Here is a 15,114-nt window from a genome sequence, read left to right on the forward strand (position 1 = left end):
TTAACCTTATGCCATAACGTTTGAATTTTTCTCGATCAAATCAAAGAATTGATCAAACAAATACTCAGCATCATGTGGTCCTGCACTGGCTTCCGGATGGTATTGCACCGAAAAAACATCTTTATCCTTAATTCGGATACCCGCTACGGTTTGATCATTTAGGTGAACATGTGTTATTTCTAAATTCTCATTTTTCTCCGTCTCTTCCCTATTTATAGCAAAACCGTGGTTCTGAGAGGTAATCTCACCTTTACCCGTAAGTATGTTTAAAATAGGGTGGTTAATCCCCCTATGACCATTATGCATTTTATAGGTAGATACCCCGTTTGCCAAGGCAATTATCTGGTGCCCCAAACAAATACCAAAAACAGGCTTCCCACTACTTATCATCCCCTTTGCTGTCTGTATAGCATCGGACAATGGTTCTGGATCTCCTGGGCCATTAGAAATAAAATACCCATCTGCACCCCAAGCTTCCATTTCTTCAAAGGAGGCATTATAAGGAAAAACCTTTATATACCCGCCTCGCTTAGCAAGGTTCCGTAAAATATTCTTCTTAATACCTATATCTAAGGCGGCAATTTTCATAGGTGCATTTTCATCACCATAGAAATAAGGCTCAGAAGTTGAAACGCTTGAAGCCAGCTCCAAACCTTCCATACTTGGTACCTTTGCCAATTTTGTTTTTAATTCTTCAATATTATCTACATCTGTAGATATCACTGCATTCATGGCCCCATTATCACGAATGTAACTCACCAATGCACGAGTATCAACATCTGATATGGCAAATAGCTCATTTTCGTTAAGAAAACTTTCAAGACTCTTGTCCGCTCTAGACCGCGAGTAATTATAACTAAAGTTTCTACAAACTAAACCTGATATTTTTACCGAATCTGACTCTACCTCTTCTGCTACGGTTCCATAGTTACCAATATGGGCATTTGTGGTCACCATTATCTGACCAAAGTATGATGGATCGGTAAATATCTCCTGATATCCTGTCATACCTGTATTAAAACAAACTTCTCCAAATGCAGTTCCATCTTTATCTCCTACTGACTTACCATAAAATATGGTGCCATCGGCCAATAATAACAATGCTTTCTTTCGGGATTGGTACTTCATACGTTTGCTATTTTTTTAATTTCACAAATAAACATAAAAAAAGGATAAACTGTAAAGCTTATCCTTTTCAAAAAATTATTAAATATCAACATCTTATTCTTCTGAATCGTCTGTTTTAGCTGCAGTGTCAGTCTGAGCCTTTGCTTCAGTATCTTCAGCGACCACTGGTGGTGTCTGAGTTTCTTTAGCATCAACTTTAGCAGTTTCTTCCGATTTGCCTCCACTTCTTCTACTTCTTCTAGTAGTTTTCTTTTTGGCTTTACCAGCGTTGTATAGTTCGTTAAAATCAACCAACTCAATCATTGCCATATCAGCGTTATCTCCCAAACGATTACCAAGCTTAATAATTCTTGTATAACCTCCTGGTCTGTCAGCAACCTTTTCAGCAACTGTACTGAACAATTCAGTAACAGCTACCTTATCTCTAAGGTTTTTGAAAACGATACGTCTGTTGTGCGTTCCCTTTTCAGCAGATACATTGTTCTCAGCTTTTGATTTTGTAATCAAAGGCTCAACAAATTGTTTTAACGCCTTAGCCTTCGCCACAGTCGTATTTATTCTTTTGTGCTCGATCAAGGAACATGCCATATTGGCCAACATCGCTTTTCTATGCGCTGTCTTACGTCCTAAATGATTGACTTTTTTACCGTGTCTCATTTTTCTATTCTATTGTACTTCTCCAATCCCAGGGTATCTCCCTTCGTGTAAGAAATATCGATTAATCTTTATCTAATTTATATTTTGAAAGGTCCATCCCGAAGCTAAGCCCCTTATTGATAACCAATTCTTCTAATTCCGTTAAGGACTTTTTACCGAAGTTTCTGAATTTCATCAAGTCATTCTTATTGAAAGAAACCAAATCTCCCAATGTATCTACTTCTGCAGCTTTCAAACAGTTCAAGGCACGTACGGAAAGATCCATATCTACCAATTTAGTTTTCAACAGCTGGCGCATATGAAGTGATTCTTCATCATATGTTTCGGTCTGTGCAATCTCATCGGCCTCTAATGTAATTCGCTCATCAGAAAACAACATAAAGTGATGTATCAAAACCTTTGCACCTTCTGTCAACGCATCTTTTGGATGTATTGAGCCATCTGTAACGATTTCAAAAACCAATTTTTCGTAATCTGTCTTTTGCTCTACACGAAAGTTTTCAATACTATATTTTACGTTTTTAATAGGCGTAAATATAGAATCTATAGCAATCGTACCTAAAGCAGCATTTGATTTCTTGTTCTCATCCGCAGGAACATAGCCACGACCTTTGTCTATAACTATTTCCATATTGATGTTCACTTTAGAATCCATATTACAGATAACTAAATCCGGATTCAACACTTGGTAACCAGAAATGAATTTCTGAAAATCACCAGCGGTCAACTGCTCTTTTCCGCTTACAGAAATTGAAACTACTTCCGCTTCAGAATCTTCTATTTGTTTCTTAAAACGTACTTGTTTAAGATTCAATATTATTTCCGTAACATCTTCTACTATGCCAGAAACAACTGAAAACTCATGTTCCACACCATCCATTCTCACAGAGGTAATCGCATGGCCTTCTAATGACGAAAGCAACACTCTTCTTAGTGCGTTCCCAACAGTCAATCCATAACCGGGCTCCAAAGGACGAAATTCGAACTTCCCTTCGAAATCCGAAGAATCGATCATTATTACTTTATCGGGTTTCTGAAAATTAAATAATGCCATATGACTTAGTGTTCTTTATTATTTAGAGTAAAGCTCAACTATTAACTGTTCTTTGATATTCTCTGGAATTTGAAGTCTTTCCGGAACGGTAACAAACGCACCTTCACTCTTAGCCGTATTCCAAGTTATCCACTCGTAAACTTTACTATTAGCAGCTAGTGAATCTTGTATGGCCTGTAAAGATTTAGACTTTTCACGCACACCTACAACATCTCCTGGCTTTAATGAATAAGAAGGTATGTTTACCAACTCTCCATTTACTGTAATATGTCTGTGAGATACTAACTGTCTCGCTCCTCTTCTTGATGGAGATATTCCCATACGGAATACTACGTTATCTAAACGAGACTCACACAATTGAAGTAATACTTCACCGGTAACACCTTCTTTTCTCTTAGCAGTGGCAAAAATATTTCTAAATTGCTTTTCTAAAATACCATAGGTATATTTAGCTTTCTGCTTTTCCATCAACTGAACAGCGTATTCAGATTTCTTACCTCTACGCCTTGCGTTACCATGTTGTCCTGGAGGATAATTCTTTTTTTCGAAAGATTTGTCATCTCCGAAAATTGCTTCGCCAAACTTACGGGCGATTTTACTCTTTGGTCCTGTATATCTTGCCATTTTCTTAAATTTAGAAGTGTGATTATGAATTAAGGCTTATCCTTCGATAATCGTTAACAACACTTCTGTGAAATATTACTAATTAATTAAACTCTTCTTCTTTTCGGAGGACGACAACCGTTATGCGGCATTGGCGTAACATCAATAATTTCGGTAACTTCTATACCAGAATTATGTACGGCACGAATCGCAGATTCTCTTCCATTTCCAGGTCCCTTAACGTAAACCTTTACTTTTCTTAAACCTGCTTCATGAGCAGTTTTAGAACACTCTTCCGCAGCTACCTGTGCAGCATAAGGAGTATTCTTTTTAGAACCCCTAAAACCCATTTTTCCAGCAGATGACCAAGAAATGACATCTCCTTTCTTATTGGTAAGGGAAATTATAATATTATTAAAAGATGCAGTTACGTGAGCCTCACCAACCGAGTCAACGATTACCTTACGCTTCTTTGCCGCTTTTGCACCTGATTTTGTAGTTGCCTTTGCCATTTTATTAGTATTTAGTAATTTGTATTAAGTAGTTAGTATGTCTTGAAAATAAAGTAACATTACCTATTTTACTTAATACTATTTACTCAGCACTTTGTACTATTTATTATTTAGTTGCCTTTTTCTTGTTGGCTACAGTTTTTCTCTTCCCTTTTCTGGTCCTAGAGTTATTCTTTGTACGCTGCCCTCTAAGTGGAAGACCAGATCTGTGACGAATACCACGGTAACAACCTATATCCATCAAACGCTTAATATTAAGCTGCGTTTCAGAACGTAACTCACCTTCTATAGTAAAAGAAGAAACAGCATCCCTGATACGACCAATCTCATCATCGTTCCAATCAGATACTTTAGTATCTTCACTAACTTGGGCAATCTCTAAGATTTCTTTAGCCCTACTTCTACCGACACCAAAAATATAGGTCAATGCAATTACGCCCCTTTTCTGTTTTGGTATGTCTACACCTGCAATTCTTGCCATAACTATCCTTGTCTTTGTTTAAATCTAGGATTCTTTTTGTTGATTACGTACAACCTGCCCTTTCTGCGTACAATCTTGCAGTCGGCACTTCTTTTTTTAACTGATGCTCTTACTTTCATCGTTCTATTCTTCTATCGTATTACTAATATCTGTATGTAATTCTAGCTTTGGACAAGTCATAAGGACTCATTTCCAATTTCACCTTATCTCCAGGAAGTAACTTAATATAATGCATACGCATCTTTCCCGAAATGTGAGCCGTAACTACATGCCCATTTTCTAACTCAACTCTGAACATTGCATTTGACAATGCTTCAATTATAGACCCGTCTTGTTCTATTGCTGCTTGTTTAGCCATACTTATGCGACTTTTCTATTTTTTCCAGTTTTCATCAATCCGTCGTAATGCCTATTCAATAAATATGCATTTACTTGCTGAACCGTGTCTATTGCCACACCCACCATAATTAAAAGTGATGTACCTCCATAGAACAATGCCCAACCGGCTTGAATATCCATTAATTTAACTACTATAGCAGGTAAAACTGCTAAAAGCGCCAAAAATACGGAACCTGGCAATGTAATCAAAGACATAATTTTATCTAAGAAGTCTCCTGTTTCTTTACCCGGTCTAATTCCTGGTATAAAACCGCCACTTCTTTTTAAATCATCTGCCATTTTATTGGTCGGAACAGTAATAGCCGTATAGAAATACGTGAAAATAATTATCAACAAACCGAACAATACGTTGTAAGCAAGACCAAATATATCCTGAAACTGAACCTCCATCCACTGACCAGCAGCTGTATTGTTAAAAGTCTTACCAATTAAACTAGGAGCGAACATAATTGCCTGAGCAAAGATAATCGGCATAACACCAGAAGCATTTAGCTTCAAAGGAATATATTGCCTAGATCCCATTATATTCTTTTCGTAACCACCAGAAGCAGTTCTTCTTGCATACTGTACAGGTATTTGACGCGTAGCCATTACTAAAAGTATACTTGCCAAGATAACCAAGAACCATAGAATAACTTCAATCAAAATGAACATCAAACCACCATTGTTATCAACTGTTCTTGATATAAACTCCTGAACAAATGATTGTGGCATTGTTGCAATAATACCGATCATAATTAAAAGTGAAATACCATTACCGATACCCTTATCAGTAATTTTCTCTCCTAACCACATGGCAAAAACACAACCAGTAACCAAAATGATAACCGCAGGAACCATAAAGTCAAGACCTTTACCTAAAACAAAGGCACTATCCTGAACTCCAAAAGCCTCTAAACCGTACAAATAAGCTGGCGCCTGAACCACACAAATACCAATAGTTAACCAACGTGTAATCTGATTCTTCGTTTTTCTACCACTCTCCCCTTCTTTATCCAATTTCTGTAAATAAGGTATGGCAATACTCATAAGCTGAACAACAATAGATGCCGATATATAGGGCATAATACCCAAAGCAAATATTGATGCATTAGCAAAAGCACCACCGGTAAAAGCATTCAAAAGCCCAAAAATACCTGAATCGGTACCTGAGGCTAATTCTGCTAATTGTGTAGAATCAATACCCGGAAGAACAATTTGACAACCAAAACGGTATACCAACAACAAACCAAGGGTTAGTAAAATCCTATTCCTTAGTTCGTCTATCTTCCAAATATTGGATATGGTCTCGAAAAATTTCTTCATGGTCAGTTATGCTTATAAATTTATTGCTTCTCCACCAGCAGCTTCAATTGCCGCTTTAGCACTTGCTGTAAATTTATGCGCTGAAACCTTAAGTGAAGCCTTTAATTCTCCACCACCTAATATTTTTACCAGGTCTTTACTCTTGGCCAAACCATTTTCAACCAAAGTTTCAAAAGTAATAGTGTCTTTAACTCCTTTGTTATCCACTAGCTCTTGCAACCTCTCAACGTTGATACCTTGATATTCAACTCGGTTTATGTTTGTAAAACCAAATTTAGGCACACGTCTCTGTAAAGGCATCTGTCCACCTTCAAAACCTATTTTCTTAGAGTAACCAGATCTAGATTTAGCACCTTTATGCCCTCTTGCAGCAGTACCACCTTTACCAGATCCTTGACCTCTACCTATTCTCTTGCCCGCTCTATTGGTAGAACCATCTGCCGGCTTTAGATTACTTAAATTCATTATAATGTGCTATTTAAGCTTCCTCAGTGGAAACCAAATGTTCAACTTTAGCTATCATACCGAGTATATTCGGCGTGGCATCATGCTCTACTACTTGACCAATTTTTTTTAGACCCAAAGCAGACAATGTACGCTTTTGGTTCTGTGGCCTTTTGATGCTGCTCTTTAACTGTTTTACCAGAATTTTCTTTGCCATAATATTTCTACTTATCCTTTAAAAACTTTTTCAAGAGAAACTCCTCTTTGATCAGCTACAGTTCTTGCATCTCTCAATTGCAAAAGTGCATCAAAAGTAGCTTTAACCACGTTATGAGGGTTAGAAGAACCTTGTGACTTAGATAATACATCCTGTACACCTACAGCTTCCAATACCGCTCTTACTGCACCACCTGCAATAACTCCGGTACCATGGGATGCCGGCTGGATATATACACGAGCTCCACCATATTTACCTTTTTGTTCGTGAGGCAATGTAGCCTTGTTCAAAGGAATACGAATTAAGTTCTTTTTAGCGTCTTCAATAGCCTTAGCAATAGCAGTTGCTACCTCCTTAGATTTTCCTAAACCGTGTCCAACAACTCCACTTTCATCACCTACAACAACTATAGCTGAGAAACCGAAGGCCCTACCACCTTTAGTAACTTTGGTAACACGCTGTATGCCTACCAATCTATCTTTAAGATCCAATCCACCGGGTTTAACGGTCTCTGCGTTTTTATATTTCTGGTACATACTCTTATTTAAAAATTAAGTCCTGCTTCCCTTGCGCCATCAGCCAAAGATTTCACTCTTCCGTGGTAAAGGTTACCACCTCTATCAAAAGCAACTTTTTTAATACCTGCTTCTTTGCACTTTGCAGCGATCGCTTTTCCTACAAGGCTTGCAATCTCTATCTTAGTACCCTTTTCTTTTGCTAAATCTTTATCTCTAGATGATACAAATGCCAATGTAGCACCTTTTGTATCGTCTATAACCTGAGCATAAATTTCTTTATTGCTTCTAAAAACGGATAATCTAGGTCTTTCCGCTGTTCCATTGGAAACCTTTCTAATTCTTCTCCGTATTCTCTGTTTTCTTTCGCTTGTTGATAATCCCATGATATACTATTAAGCTGATTTACCTGCTTTTCTTCTTAACTGCTCGCCAACAAACTTAACACCTTTTCCTTTATAAGGCTCAGGCTTACGGAAAGCTCGTATTTTTGCGGCAATTTGACCGACCAATTGTTTATCGAAAGATGTCAATTTTATAATTGGATTCTTTCCTTTCTCAGATACAGTTTCAACCTTAACTTCAGGAGCTATATCTATAACTATATTATGAGAAAATCCTAAAGCGATATCCAATTTCTGACCTTGATTAGCGGCACGGTAACCCACACCTACAAGTTCCAATTCTTTTGTCCATCCTTTAGAAACACCTTCGATCATATTCTTCACCAAAGAACGGTATAGACCATGCTTTGCTTTATGTTCCTTAGAATCTGAAGGTCTAGTTACCCAAACTTGATTCTCTTCTATCTTTATATCGACGGCAGAAAACTCTTGAGTAAGCTCACCCAACTTGCCTTTTACGACAACCTCGTTCTCCTTTACTTCAACAGTAACTCCTTCAGGAATAGCTACCGGATTATTACCAATTCTTGACATTTCTTACTATTTATCCTATTAATATACGTAGCAAAGCACCTCGCCACCTACATTTTCATTTTTTGCCTGCTTGCTCGTCATTACTCCGTGAGAAGTTGAAACTATAGCTATTCCTAAACCATTTAAGACTCTAGGCAGATTTTCAGCACCTGCATACTTACGTAGACCCGGCTTACTGATTCTCTGAATTTTTTTAATAACAGGCTCTTTAGTAGCCTTGTCATATTTCAAGGCAATCTTAATAGAACCCTGAACCTTATCCTCCTCGAATTTGTAACTTAAAATATAGCCCTGATCGAACAATATTTTAGTCATCTCTCTCTTCACTTTTGAAGAAGGTATCTCTACCACTCTGTGACCAGCTCTGCTGGCATTTCTAACTCGCGTTAGATAATCTGCTATAGTATCTGTAACCATCTGTATATAATTCGGTAACGGTTTTCGCTCTTTTTAACGAACCTGAAACCAGTTAATCAATTTAATTTACCAGCTTGCTTTTTTAACACCTGGTATAAGACCTTTATTGGCCATCTCTCTAAACATAACCCTAGAGATACCAAAAGTCCTCATGTAACCTTTTGGCCTACCTGTTAACTTGCAACGATTGTGCATACGAACAGGTGATGCATTTTTTGGCAACTTTTGCAATGCTTCGTAATCTCCGGCTTCTTTCAAAGCCTTTCTTTTCTCGGCATATTTAGCAACAGTTTTCGCTCTTTTGCGCTCACGGGCTTTCATCGATTCTTTAGCCATACTAGTTCTTTTTAAAAGGTAATCCTAATTCTGTTAACAATGATTTTGCTTCTTTGTCCGTTTCAGCCGAAGTAACAAAGGTAATATCCATTCCGTCAATTCTATTGATTTTATCAATATTGATTTCAGGAAAAATAATTTGCTCCGTTACACCAAGGCTATAATTTCCACGACCATCAAAGCCAGTAGCCTTAATCCCCTGAAAATCACGAACACGTGGCAATGCACTTGTAATCAAACGATCCAAGAATTCGTACATACGCTCACCACGTAAAGTAACTTTAGCACCAATAGGCATGCCTTTACGCAACTTAAATGCAGCAACATCCTTCTTAGACAATGTAGCTACAGCTCTCTGACCAGTAATATTAGTCAATTCGTCAACTGCGTGATCGATAAGTTTCTTATCTGCAACAGCGGCACCAACACCTCTACTAACAACTATCTTCTGAAGCTTTGGCACTTGCATTACATTCTTGTAACCAAATTCTTCTTTAAGCGCATCTACTATACGCTCACCATATTCTTTCTTTAACCTTGAAACGTAAGCCATAACTTATATTACTTCATTGGATTTCTTAGAAAACCGGACTTTCTTTCCGTCTCTAACCTCGTACCCTACTCTTGTAGTCTCGCTTGATTTAGCATCAATAAGCGCAAGATTAGAAATATGGATAGGAGCTTCTTTTTTAACGATACCACCTTGTGGGTTCTGTGCACTTGGTTTCTGATGTTTAGAAACCATATTTGCACCTTCCACGATGGCTTTGTTCTTCTCACGGTCTACAGTCATCACCTTGCCTTCAGTACCTTTATGGTCTCCAGCAATGATACGTACTGTATCTCCCGTTTTAATTTTCAACTTTTTCATGCTTGCTCTAATATTATAGTACCTCTGGGGCCAATGAAACAATTTTCATGAATTGCTTATCGCGTAATTCGCGGGCAACCGGACCGAAAACACGGGTTCCTCTCATTTCGCCCGTTGGATTCAACAATACACAAGCATTGTCATCGAAACGAATATATGAACCATCTGGTCTTCTTACTTCTTTCTTTGTTCTTACAACTACCGCCGTAGAAACCGCACCTTTTTTGATACCTCCGTTAGGCGTAGCTTCTTTAACCGTAACAACGATCTTATCTCCGATGGAAGCGTATCTTCTCTTGGTACCACCAAGTACACGTATGGTCAAAACTTCTTTTGCCCCAGTATTATCCGCTACCTTTAACCTTGATTCTTGCTGTAACATATTATTTAGCTCTTTCTAAGATTTCTACTAAACGCCAAGTTTTAGTCTTACTTAACGGGCGTGTCTCCATTATCTTAACGGTATCACCTTCGTTGCAATCATTTGCTTCGTCGTGTGCAACATATTTTTTCGTCTTTAAAACGAACTTACCGTACATAGGGTGCTTTACTCGCTTTACCTCGGCCACAACAATGGATTTCTCCATTTTGTTACTGGTTACAACCCCTATCCTTTCTTTCCTTAAGTTTCTTTTTTCTTCCATAAAGCCGAACCAGTTATTGGTTTTCCCTATTAGTTAATTCCGTTGCTAATCTAGCTACCGTTCTTCTTGTCTTTCTGATTTGAAGTGGATTCTCTAATGGCGTCACAAAGTGAGCTATTTTAAGATTCGCAGACTCCTTTTTAAACTCAGCAAGTTTTTGCTTAAGCTCTTCTATGGACAATTCTTTAATTTCTTTGTTTTTCATGGTACAACTTAGATTAAATCTTGATCAACGTAGTCACGTGCAACAATAAACTTTGTTTTAACAGGTAACTTTTGCGCTGCCAACCTTAATGCTTCCTTAGCAACATCTATAGGTACACCAGCAACTTCAAATAAAACTCTTCCGGGCTTAACGACCGCCACAAAATACTCAGGAGCACCTTTACCTTTACCCATACGAACCTCAAGAGGTTTTTTGGTAATAGGCTTGTCTGGAAAAATTTTGATCCATAACTGGCCTTGCCTTTTCATATATCTAGTAGCCGCGATACGAGCTGCCTCGATCTGGCGTGACGTTATAAATTTTGAATCCAAAGTTTTGATGCCGAACATTCCATTTGATAATTGGAAACCTCTACCCGCATTGCCTTTCATGCGGCCTTTTTGCATCTTACGAAACTTGGTTCTTTTAGGTTGTAACATTGTTTACTTCTTTAAAAAATTACTTTCTACGACGTTGCTTTCTTCCGCCTTCACGCTTATCACCACCTTTTGAAGATTGACCTTTAGTCATACCTACCAATGGAGACAACTCACGCTTGCCGTACACTTCACCTTTCATGATCCAAACCTTAATACCTAACTTACCGTATGTCGTTTGTGCCTCATGCAAAGCATAATCGATATCCGCACGGAAAGTAGACAATGGAATACGCCCATCTTTATAAGACTCCGAACGCGCCATTTCAGCACCATTTAAACGACCTGAAATCTGAATCTTAATACCTTCTGCATTCATTCTCATTGCCGCGGCAATAGCCATTTTAATAGCTCTTCTAAAAGAAATTCTGCTTTCTATCTGACGCGCAACACTTGCAGCAACCAAATTAGCATCAAGCTCAGGTCTTTTGATCTCGTAAATATTGATCTGAACCTCTTTATTGGTGATTTTCTTAAGCTCTTCTTTAAGCTTATCCACCTCTTGACCACCTTTACCGATAATAATACCAGGTCTTGCAGTAGTCACTGTAATTGTAATCAACTTTAAGGTACGCTCTATAATTACTCTAGAAACGCTAGCTTTCGCCAAACGCGCATGAATATACTTACGTATCTTATCGTCCTCAGCTAGTTTATCTCCATAATCGTTTCCACCGTACCAGTTAGATTCCCATCCTCTGATAATTCCTAGACGATTTCCTATCGGATTTGTTTTCTGTCCCATTCTAGCTTTCTATATTATTATTAGACCCCAAAACCAATGTAACATGGTTGGAACGTTTTCTAATTCTATGCGCTCTACCCTGTGGAGCCGGACGCAATCTTTTCAACATACTACCTCCATCAACACGAATTTCCTTCACAAAAAGATCCGCATCCTCTACACTAGCATCCTCATTCTTAGATTGCCAGTTTGCCAAGGCAGAAAGCAATAACTTCTCTAACTTACGAGAAGCCTCTTTTGGATTAAAACGCAAAATAGCTAAAGCTTTTTCCACTTTTACACCTCTAACAAGGTCAGCTACCAAACGCATTTTTCTAGGCGATGTAGGACAGTTGTTCAACTTAGCGAACGCTATCTCCTTTTTTTCAGCCTTGATTCTTTCGGCCATCTGTTTTTTTCGAACTCCCATAGCTTACTTTTTTCCTTTGTTCTTGGCTCCCGCATGACCCCTAAAAGATCTTGTTGGAGAAAATTCGCCTAATTTATGACCTACCATGTTCTCTGTAACGAAAACAGGAACAAACTGTCTTCCGTTATGCACAGCTATAGTCTGACCTACAAAATCAGGTGTTATCATCGATGCTCTTGACCACGTTTTTATAACACTCTTCTTTCCAGAAGAAGCGCTTTGCTGGATTTTTTTCTCCAAGCTATAATGAACGTAAGGTCCTTTTTTTAACGATCGTGCCATTGTTTCTTACTTTTTATTTCTTTCTACGTTCTAGAATATACTTATTCGTCTTCTTGGTTCTAGTACGCGTTCTATAACCTTTAGCCGGAATTCCGTTTCTTGATCTTGGATGACCACCGGAAGCCCTACCTTCACCACCACCCATTGGGTGATCGACAGGGTTCATCGCTACTGGTCTCGTTCTAGGTCTTCTACCCAACCATCTACTTCTACCCGCTTTACCAGATACCAATAATTGATGATCAGAATTAGATATAGCTCCAATCGTAGCCATACATGTAGACAATATCAACCTAGTTTCACCTGAAGGCATCTTCACCGTAACGAACTTACCATCTTTTGCCATTAACTGAGCAAAAGTACCTGCACTTCTAGCCATAACAGCTCCTTGACCAGGTCGTAATTCTATACAAGAAATAATAGTACCTAATGGTATCTCACTTATCGGCAATGCATTTCCAATTTCCGGAGCCACATTACTTCCAGAAGTAACTTCTTGACCTACTTGTAATCCGTTTTGCGCAATGATGTATCTTTTCTCACCATCAGCATACTTCAACAAAGCAATAAAAGCCGTTCTGTTTGGATCATATTGAATTGATTCTACAACAGCAGAAACTCCCTGCTTATCTCTTTTAAAATCAATAACACGATACCTTCTCTTATGTCCACCACCTCTTTGGCGTATGGTCATTTTTCCTTGACTGTTTCTACCTCCCGATTTTTTTAACGGAGCGAGCAAACTCTTCTCCGGCTTATCAGTAGTAATGGCGTCAAAACCATTTACTACTCTAAAACGCTGCCCGGGGGTTATGGGTTTTAATTTTCTAACTGACATTTCTTGTCTTTATAGATTACTGTAAAAATCAATGATATCACCTTCAACCACATCAACTATTGCTTTTTTAATAGCATTAGTCTTACCATGCTGTACGCCAGTCTTGGTGAAACGTGTTTTACGAGACGGACCATAATTCATGGTACGCACTTTCTTTACCGAAACACCGTAAGTTGCCTCTACAGCATCTTTAATCTGAATCTTGTTGGCCCTTGGATCAACTACGAAACCATAACGATTGTACAACTCGCTTTCAGCGGTCATTTTTTCCGTTATTATTGGTTTTATCAACACACTCATGGCTTTCTATTTTGTTAAATTTGACTCCAATCCTTCTAAAGCACCTTCCAACACCACAATACTTGATGCATTAAGAATTTTATAAGTGCTTATTTCTGAGGAAGTTACAACTTCGGAACCTTTCAAATTTCGCGAAGACAAATATACGCTATTATTTGAATCACCCAAGACAAACAACGATTTTTTGTTCTCAAGCCCTAATGACTTCAAAACACCTTTAAAATCTTTTGTCTTTGGCGTATCAAAACTAAAGTCTTCTACAACTAAAATTGCTTGTTCTTTAGACTTGATACTAAGTGCAGATTTACGAGCCAAACGTTTTACGTTTTTGTTCAACTTTTGACCGTAATCTTTAGGTCTTGGCCCAAAAATTCTACCACCACCTCTAAAAATAGGAGATTTAATACTACCGGCACGCGCTGTACCAGTTCCTTTTTGCTTCTTGATCTTACGAGTACTTCCCGCAATTTCCGCACGCTCTTTTGCTTTGTGCGTCCCCTGTCTTTGGTGAGCTAAATATTGCTTAACATCCAAATACACAGCGTGATCGTTCGGCTCTATTGCAAAAACAGCATCAGAAAGGTCTGCCTTTCTACCTGTTTCTTTTCCTTTGATATCTAAAACTGCTACCTTCATTACTTCTCGATAGTTACGTAAGCGTTCTTATGACCTGGAACAGCACCTTTTACAACTAAAAGATTCTTCTCCGGAACAACCTTTAACACTCTAAGGTTTTGAACGGTAACTCTATCGCCACCCATTCTACCGGCCATTTTCATTCCTTTAAAAACTCTAGCAGGATAAGATGCGGCACCAATGGAACCAGGAGCTCTCAAACGGTTATGCTGACCGTGAGTCGCCTGACCTACACCACCAAATCCGTGGCGTTTTACAACACCTTGAAAACCTTTACCTTTAGACGTACCAATAACATCTACAAATTCTCCTTCTACAAATACATCAACACCAACGGTGTCTCCCAATTTGTAATCCTCACCAAAACCTTGAAACTCAACGACTTTTTTCTTAGGAGATGTACCTGCCTTTTTAAAATGACCTGCTTCGGCCTTATTAGCACGCTTATCTGCCTTGTCATCGAAACCAAGCTGAAGAGCTTTATACCCATCAACTTCTTCGGTTCTGACTTGGGTAACCACACATGGTCCCGCCTCAATAACGGTACAAGGAATATTCTTCCCGTTCTCGTCAAAGATGCTGGTCATGCCTACTTTTTTTCCAATTAACCCAGACATACTGATTTTAGATTATGGAATTCAGATTAAATCAACCCGCCTTCCGTTTATATATACTAATTAAATACTCGTTCACTTAAAGACAAAAAAACAGGGTCAAAACAATTCAACCCTGATTGTTTTT

29 protein-coding genes are annotated in these 15,114 nt (G+C 38.4%); all 29 read right to left on the reverse strand.

Features of this window, described 5'->3' with window-relative positions; translation table 11 throughout:
- Positions 1–6: 6 nt before the first annotated feature.
- The 29 genes from carA to rplC all read right to left on the reverse strand — a co-directional run bounded on the left by carA (position 7) and on the right by rplC (position 14,990).
- Positions 7–1,128, reverse strand: coding sequence for a glutamine-hydrolyzing carbamoyl-phosphate synthase small subunit (gene carA / locus P0077_RS04255; RefSeq protein ID WP_276167923.1), 1,122 nt, complete (start codon positions 1,126–1,128; stop codon positions 7–9).
- 93 nt (positions 1,129–1,221) lie between these two features.
- Positions 1,222–1,785, reverse strand: coding sequence for a 50S ribosomal protein L17 (gene rplQ / locus P0077_RS04260; RefSeq protein ID WP_194524633.1), 564 nt, complete (start codon positions 1,783–1,785; stop codon positions 1,222–1,224).
- Positions 1,786–1,846: 61 nt separating this feature from the next.
- A complete protein-coding gene (locus tag P0077_RS04265) occupies positions 1,847–2,839 on the reverse strand; it encodes a DNA-directed RNA polymerase subunit alpha (RefSeq protein ID WP_215438394.1) in 993 nt (330 codons plus the stop codon).
- A gap of 18 nt (positions 2,840–2,857) precedes the next feature.
- Positions 2,858–3,463 carry a 30S ribosomal protein S4 gene (rpsD, locus tag P0077_RS04270; RefSeq protein WP_276167924.1) on the reverse strand — a complete coding sequence of 202 codons (606 nt, stop codon included), beginning with the start codon at positions 3,461–3,463 and terminating at the stop codon, positions 2,858–2,860.
- 86 nt (positions 3,464–3,549) lie between these two features.
- Entirely contained in the window at positions 3,550–3,954 is a 405-nt protein-coding gene (gene rpsK / locus P0077_RS04275; RefSeq protein WP_038238201.1) for a 30S ribosomal protein S11, read from the reverse strand.
- A gap of 106 nt (positions 3,955–4,060) precedes the next feature.
- Positions 4,061–4,435, reverse strand: coding sequence for a 30S ribosomal protein S13 (gene rpsM, locus P0077_RS04280; RefSeq protein ID WP_194524636.1), 375 nt, complete (start codon positions 4,433–4,435; stop codon positions 4,061–4,063).
- Between the two features lie 2 nt (positions 4,436–4,437).
- Positions 4,438–4,554 carry a type B 50S ribosomal protein L36 gene (gene ykgO, locus P0077_RS04285; RefSeq protein WP_013305171.1) on the reverse strand — a complete coding sequence of 39 codons (117 nt, stop codon included), beginning with the start codon at positions 4,552–4,554 and terminating at the stop codon, positions 4,438–4,440.
- 23 nt (positions 4,555–4,577) lie between these two features.
- A complete protein-coding gene (gene infA / locus P0077_RS04290; protein WP_013751343.1) occupies positions 4,578–4,793 on the reverse strand; it encodes a translation initiation factor IF-1 in 216 nt (71 codons plus the stop codon).
- Positions 4,794–4,795: 2 nt separating this feature from the next.
- Positions 4,796–6,139 carry a preprotein translocase subunit SecY gene (gene secY, locus P0077_RS04295; protein ID WP_194524637.1) on the reverse strand — a complete coding sequence of 448 codons (1,344 nt, stop codon included), beginning with the start codon at positions 6,137–6,139 and terminating at the stop codon, positions 4,796–4,798.
- A gap of 12 nt (positions 6,140–6,151) precedes the next feature.
- Positions 6,152–6,604: a 50S ribosomal protein L15 gene (gene rplO, locus P0077_RS04300; RefSeq protein ID WP_276167925.1), complete on the reverse strand. Its 453-nt coding sequence runs from the start codon at positions 6,602–6,604 to the stop codon at positions 6,152–6,154.
- 13 nt (positions 6,605–6,617) lie between these two features.
- Positions 6,618–6,800 (reverse strand): 50S ribosomal protein L30, encoded by a 183-nt coding sequence (gene rpmD / locus P0077_RS04305; RefSeq protein WP_215438398.1) that lies wholly within the window; start codon positions 6,798–6,800, stop codon positions 6,618–6,620.
- An 11-nt stretch (positions 6,801–6,811) separates the two neighbouring features.
- On the reverse strand, positions 6,812–7,336 hold the full coding sequence (gene rpsE, locus P0077_RS04310) for a 30S ribosomal protein S5 (protein ID WP_194524640.1): 525 nt from the start codon (positions 7,334–7,336) through the stop codon (positions 6,812–6,814).
- An 8-nt stretch (positions 7,337–7,344) separates the two neighbouring features.
- On the reverse strand, positions 7,345–7,701 hold the full coding sequence (gene rplR / locus P0077_RS04315; RefSeq protein WP_276167926.1) for a 50S ribosomal protein L18: 357 nt from the start codon (positions 7,699–7,701) through the stop codon (positions 7,345–7,347).
- Between the two features lie 9 nt (positions 7,702–7,710).
- A complete protein-coding gene (rplF, locus tag P0077_RS04320; RefSeq protein WP_194524642.1) occupies positions 7,711–8,253 on the reverse strand; it encodes a 50S ribosomal protein L6 in 543 nt (180 codons plus the stop codon).
- 18 nt (positions 8,254–8,271) lie between these two features.
- The gene (rpsH, locus tag P0077_RS04325; RefSeq protein WP_194524643.1) at positions 8,272–8,670 is read right to left on the reverse strand and encodes a 30S ribosomal protein S8; all 399 of its coding nucleotides are present in this window, start codon (positions 8,668–8,670) and stop codon (positions 8,272–8,274) included.
- 66 nt (positions 8,671–8,736) lie between these two features.
- Positions 8,737–9,006 carry a 30S ribosomal protein S14 gene (rpsN, locus tag P0077_RS04330; protein WP_179242380.1) on the reverse strand — a complete coding sequence of 90 codons (270 nt, stop codon included), beginning with the start codon at positions 9,004–9,006 and terminating at the stop codon, positions 8,737–8,739.
- 1 nt (position 9,007) lies between these two features.
- A complete protein-coding gene (gene rplE / locus P0077_RS04335; protein WP_276167927.1) occupies positions 9,008–9,559 on the reverse strand; it encodes a 50S ribosomal protein L5 in 552 nt (183 codons plus the stop codon).
- Positions 9,560–9,562: 3 nt separating this feature from the next.
- Entirely contained in the window at positions 9,563–9,877 is a 315-nt protein-coding gene (gene rplX, locus P0077_RS04340; RefSeq protein ID WP_226967931.1) for a 50S ribosomal protein L24, read from the reverse strand.
- 13 nt (positions 9,878–9,890) lie between these two features.
- Positions 9,891–10,259, reverse strand: coding sequence for a 50S ribosomal protein L14 (gene rplN, locus P0077_RS04345; RefSeq protein WP_013993867.1), 369 nt, complete (start codon positions 10,257–10,259; stop codon positions 9,891–9,893).
- Between the two features lies 1 nt (position 10,260).
- Positions 10,261–10,521, reverse strand: a complete 261-nt coding sequence (rpsQ, locus tag P0077_RS04350; protein WP_194524645.1) for a 30S ribosomal protein S17 — start codon at positions 10,519–10,521, stop codon at positions 10,261–10,263.
- A gap of 13 nt (positions 10,522–10,534) precedes the next feature.
- Positions 10,535–10,726: a 50S ribosomal protein L29 gene (gene rpmC, locus P0077_RS04355; protein ID WP_194524646.1), complete on the reverse strand. Its 192-nt coding sequence runs from the start codon at positions 10,724–10,726 to the stop codon at positions 10,535–10,537.
- 8 nt (positions 10,727–10,734) lie between these two features.
- Positions 10,735–11,166: a 50S ribosomal protein L16 gene (gene rplP, locus P0077_RS04360; RefSeq protein ID WP_194524647.1), complete on the reverse strand. Its 432-nt coding sequence runs from the start codon at positions 11,164–11,166 to the stop codon at positions 10,735–10,737.
- A gap of 19 nt (positions 11,167–11,185) precedes the next feature.
- Entirely contained in the window at positions 11,186–11,908 is a 723-nt protein-coding gene (rpsC, locus tag P0077_RS04365; RefSeq protein WP_038238165.1) for a 30S ribosomal protein S3, read from the reverse strand.
- A gap of 1 nt (position 11,909) precedes the next feature.
- Complete coding sequence (gene rplV, locus P0077_RS04370) at positions 11,910–12,317, reverse strand: 50S ribosomal protein L22 (protein ID WP_276167928.1); 408 nt, start codon at positions 12,315–12,317, stop codon at positions 11,910–11,912.
- Positions 12,318–12,320: 3 nt separating this feature from the next.
- Positions 12,321–12,599: a 30S ribosomal protein S19 gene (gene rpsS, locus P0077_RS04375; protein ID WP_013993861.1), complete on the reverse strand. Its 279-nt coding sequence runs from the start codon at positions 12,597–12,599 to the stop codon at positions 12,321–12,323.
- 13 nt (positions 12,600–12,612) lie between these two features.
- Positions 12,613–13,437, reverse strand: a complete 825-nt coding sequence (gene rplB / locus P0077_RS04380) for a 50S ribosomal protein L2 (RefSeq protein WP_276167929.1) — start codon at positions 13,435–13,437, stop codon at positions 12,613–12,615.
- A gap of 9 nt (positions 13,438–13,446) precedes the next feature.
- Positions 13,447–13,737: a 50S ribosomal protein L23 gene (gene rplW / locus P0077_RS04385; protein WP_194524650.1), complete on the reverse strand. Its 291-nt coding sequence runs from the start codon at positions 13,735–13,737 to the stop codon at positions 13,447–13,449.
- Positions 13,738–13,743: 6 nt separating this feature from the next.
- Positions 13,744–14,373 (reverse strand): 50S ribosomal protein L4, encoded by a 630-nt coding sequence (gene rplD / locus P0077_RS04390; RefSeq protein WP_276167930.1) that lies wholly within the window; start codon positions 14,371–14,373, stop codon positions 13,744–13,746.
- Entirely contained in the window at positions 14,373–14,990 is a 618-nt protein-coding gene (gene rplC / locus P0077_RS04395; protein WP_276167931.1) for a 50S ribosomal protein L3, read from the reverse strand. The genes rplD and rplC overlap by 1 nt, the downstream gene beginning before the upstream one ends.
- Positions 14,991–15,114 lie beyond the last annotated feature (124 nt).

It is taken from the genome of Zobellia alginiliquefaciens (assembly GCF_029323795.1).
GTDB lineage: Bacteria > Bacteroidota > Bacteroidia > Flavobacteriales > Flavobacteriaceae > Zobellia > Zobellia alginiliquefaciens.

Bases quoted from the DNA above. Each gene is read 5' to 3' on its own strand.
- carA (WP_276167923.1), bottom strand. From the start codon at position 1,128: ATGAAGTACCAATCCCGAAAGAAAGCATTGTTATTATTGGCCGATGGC.
- rplQ (WP_194524633.1), bottom strand. From the start codon at position 1,785: ATGAGACACGGTAAAAAAGTCAATCATTTAGGACGTAAGACAGCGCAT.
- P0077_RS04265 (WP_215438394.1), bottom strand. From the start codon at position 2,839: ATGGCATTATTTAATTTTCAGAAACCCGATAAAGTAATAATGATCGAT.
- rpsD (WP_276167924.1), bottom strand. From the start codon at position 3,463: ATGGCAAGATATACAGGACCAAAGAGTAAAATCGCCCGTAAGTTTGGC.
- rpsK (WP_038238201.1), bottom strand. From the start codon at position 3,954: ATGGCAAAGGCAACTACAAAATCAGGTGCAAAAGCGGCAAAGAAGCGT.
- rpsM (WP_194524636.1), bottom strand. From the start codon at position 4,435: ATGGCAAGAATTGCAGGTGTAGACATACCAAAACAGAAAAGGGGCGTA.
- ykgO (WP_013305171.1), bottom strand. From the start codon at position 4,554: ATGAAAGTAAGAGCATCAGTTAAAAAAAGAAGTGCCGACTGCAAGATT.
- infA (WP_013751343.1), bottom strand. From the start codon at position 4,793: ATGGCTAAACAAGCAGCAATAGAACAAGACGGGTCTATAATTGAAGCA.
- secY (WP_194524637.1), bottom strand. From the start codon at position 6,139: ATGAAGAAATTTTTCGAGACCATATCCAATATTTGGAAGATAGACGAA.
- rplO (WP_276167925.1), bottom strand. From the start codon at position 6,604: ATGAATTTAAGTAATCTAAAGCCGGCAGATGGTTCTACCAATAGAGCG.
- rpmD (WP_215438398.1), bottom strand. From the start codon at position 6,800: ATGGCAAAGAAAATTCTGGTAAAACAGTTAAAGAGCAGCATCAAAAGG.
- rpsE (WP_194524640.1), bottom strand. From the start codon at position 7,336: ATGTACCAGAAATATAAAAACGCAGAGACCGTTAAACCCGGTGGATTG.
- rplR (WP_276167926.1), bottom strand. From the start codon at position 7,701: ATGGGATTATCAACAAGCGAAAGAAAACAGAGAATACGGAGAAGAATT.
- rplF (WP_194524642.1), bottom strand. From the start codon at position 8,253: ATGTCAAGAATTGGTAATAATCCGGTAGCTATTCCTGAAGGAGTTACT.
- rpsH (WP_194524643.1), bottom strand. From the start codon at position 8,670: ATGGTTACAGATACTATAGCAGATTATCTAACGCGAGTTAGAAATGCC.
- rpsN (WP_179242380.1), bottom strand. From the start codon at position 9,006: ATGGCTAAAGAATCGATGAAAGCCCGTGAGCGCAAAAGAGCGAAAACT.
- rplE (WP_276167927.1), bottom strand. From the start codon at position 9,559: ATGGCTTACGTTTCAAGGTTAAAGAAAGAATATGGTGAGCGTATAGTA.
- rplX (WP_226967931.1), bottom strand. From the start codon at position 9,877: ATGAAAAAGTTGAAAATTAAAACGGGAGATACAGTACGTATCATTGCT.
- rplN (WP_013993867.1), bottom strand. From the start codon at position 10,259: ATGTTACAGCAAGAATCAAGGTTAAAGGTAGCGGATAATACTGGGGCA.
- rpsQ (WP_194524645.1), bottom strand. From the start codon at position 10,521: ATGGAAGAAAAAAGAAACTTAAGGAAAGAAAGGATAGGGGTTGTAACC.
- rpmC (WP_194524646.1), bottom strand. From the start codon at position 10,726: ATGAAAAACAAAGAAATTAAAGAATTGTCCATAGAAGAGCTTAAGCAA.
- rplP (WP_194524647.1), bottom strand. From the start codon at position 11,166: ATGTTACAACCTAAAAGAACCAAGTTTCGTAAGATGCAAAAAGGCCGC.
- rpsC (WP_038238165.1), bottom strand. From the start codon at position 11,908: ATGGGACAGAAAACAAATCCGATAGGAAATCGTCTAGGAATTATCAGA.
- rplV (WP_276167928.1), bottom strand. From the start codon at position 12,317: ATGGGAGTTCGAAAAAAACAGATGGCCGAAAGAATCAAGGCTGAAAAA.
- rpsS (WP_013993861.1), bottom strand. From the start codon at position 12,599: ATGGCACGATCGTTAAAAAAAGGACCTTACGTTCATTATAGCTTGGAG.
- rplB (WP_276167929.1), bottom strand. From the start codon at position 13,437: ATGTCAGTTAGAAAATTAAAACCCATAACCCCCGGGCAGCGTTTTAGA.
- rplW (WP_194524650.1), bottom strand. From the start codon at position 13,737: ATGAGTGTGTTGATAAAACCAATAATAACGGAAAAAATGACCGCTGAA.
- rplD (WP_276167930.1), bottom strand. From the start codon at position 14,373: ATGAAGGTAGCAGTTTTAGATATCAAAGGAAAAGAAACAGGTAGAAAG.
- rplC (WP_276167931.1), bottom strand. From the start codon at position 14,990: ATGTCTGGGTTAATTGGAAAAAAAGTAGGCATGACCAGCATCTTTGAC.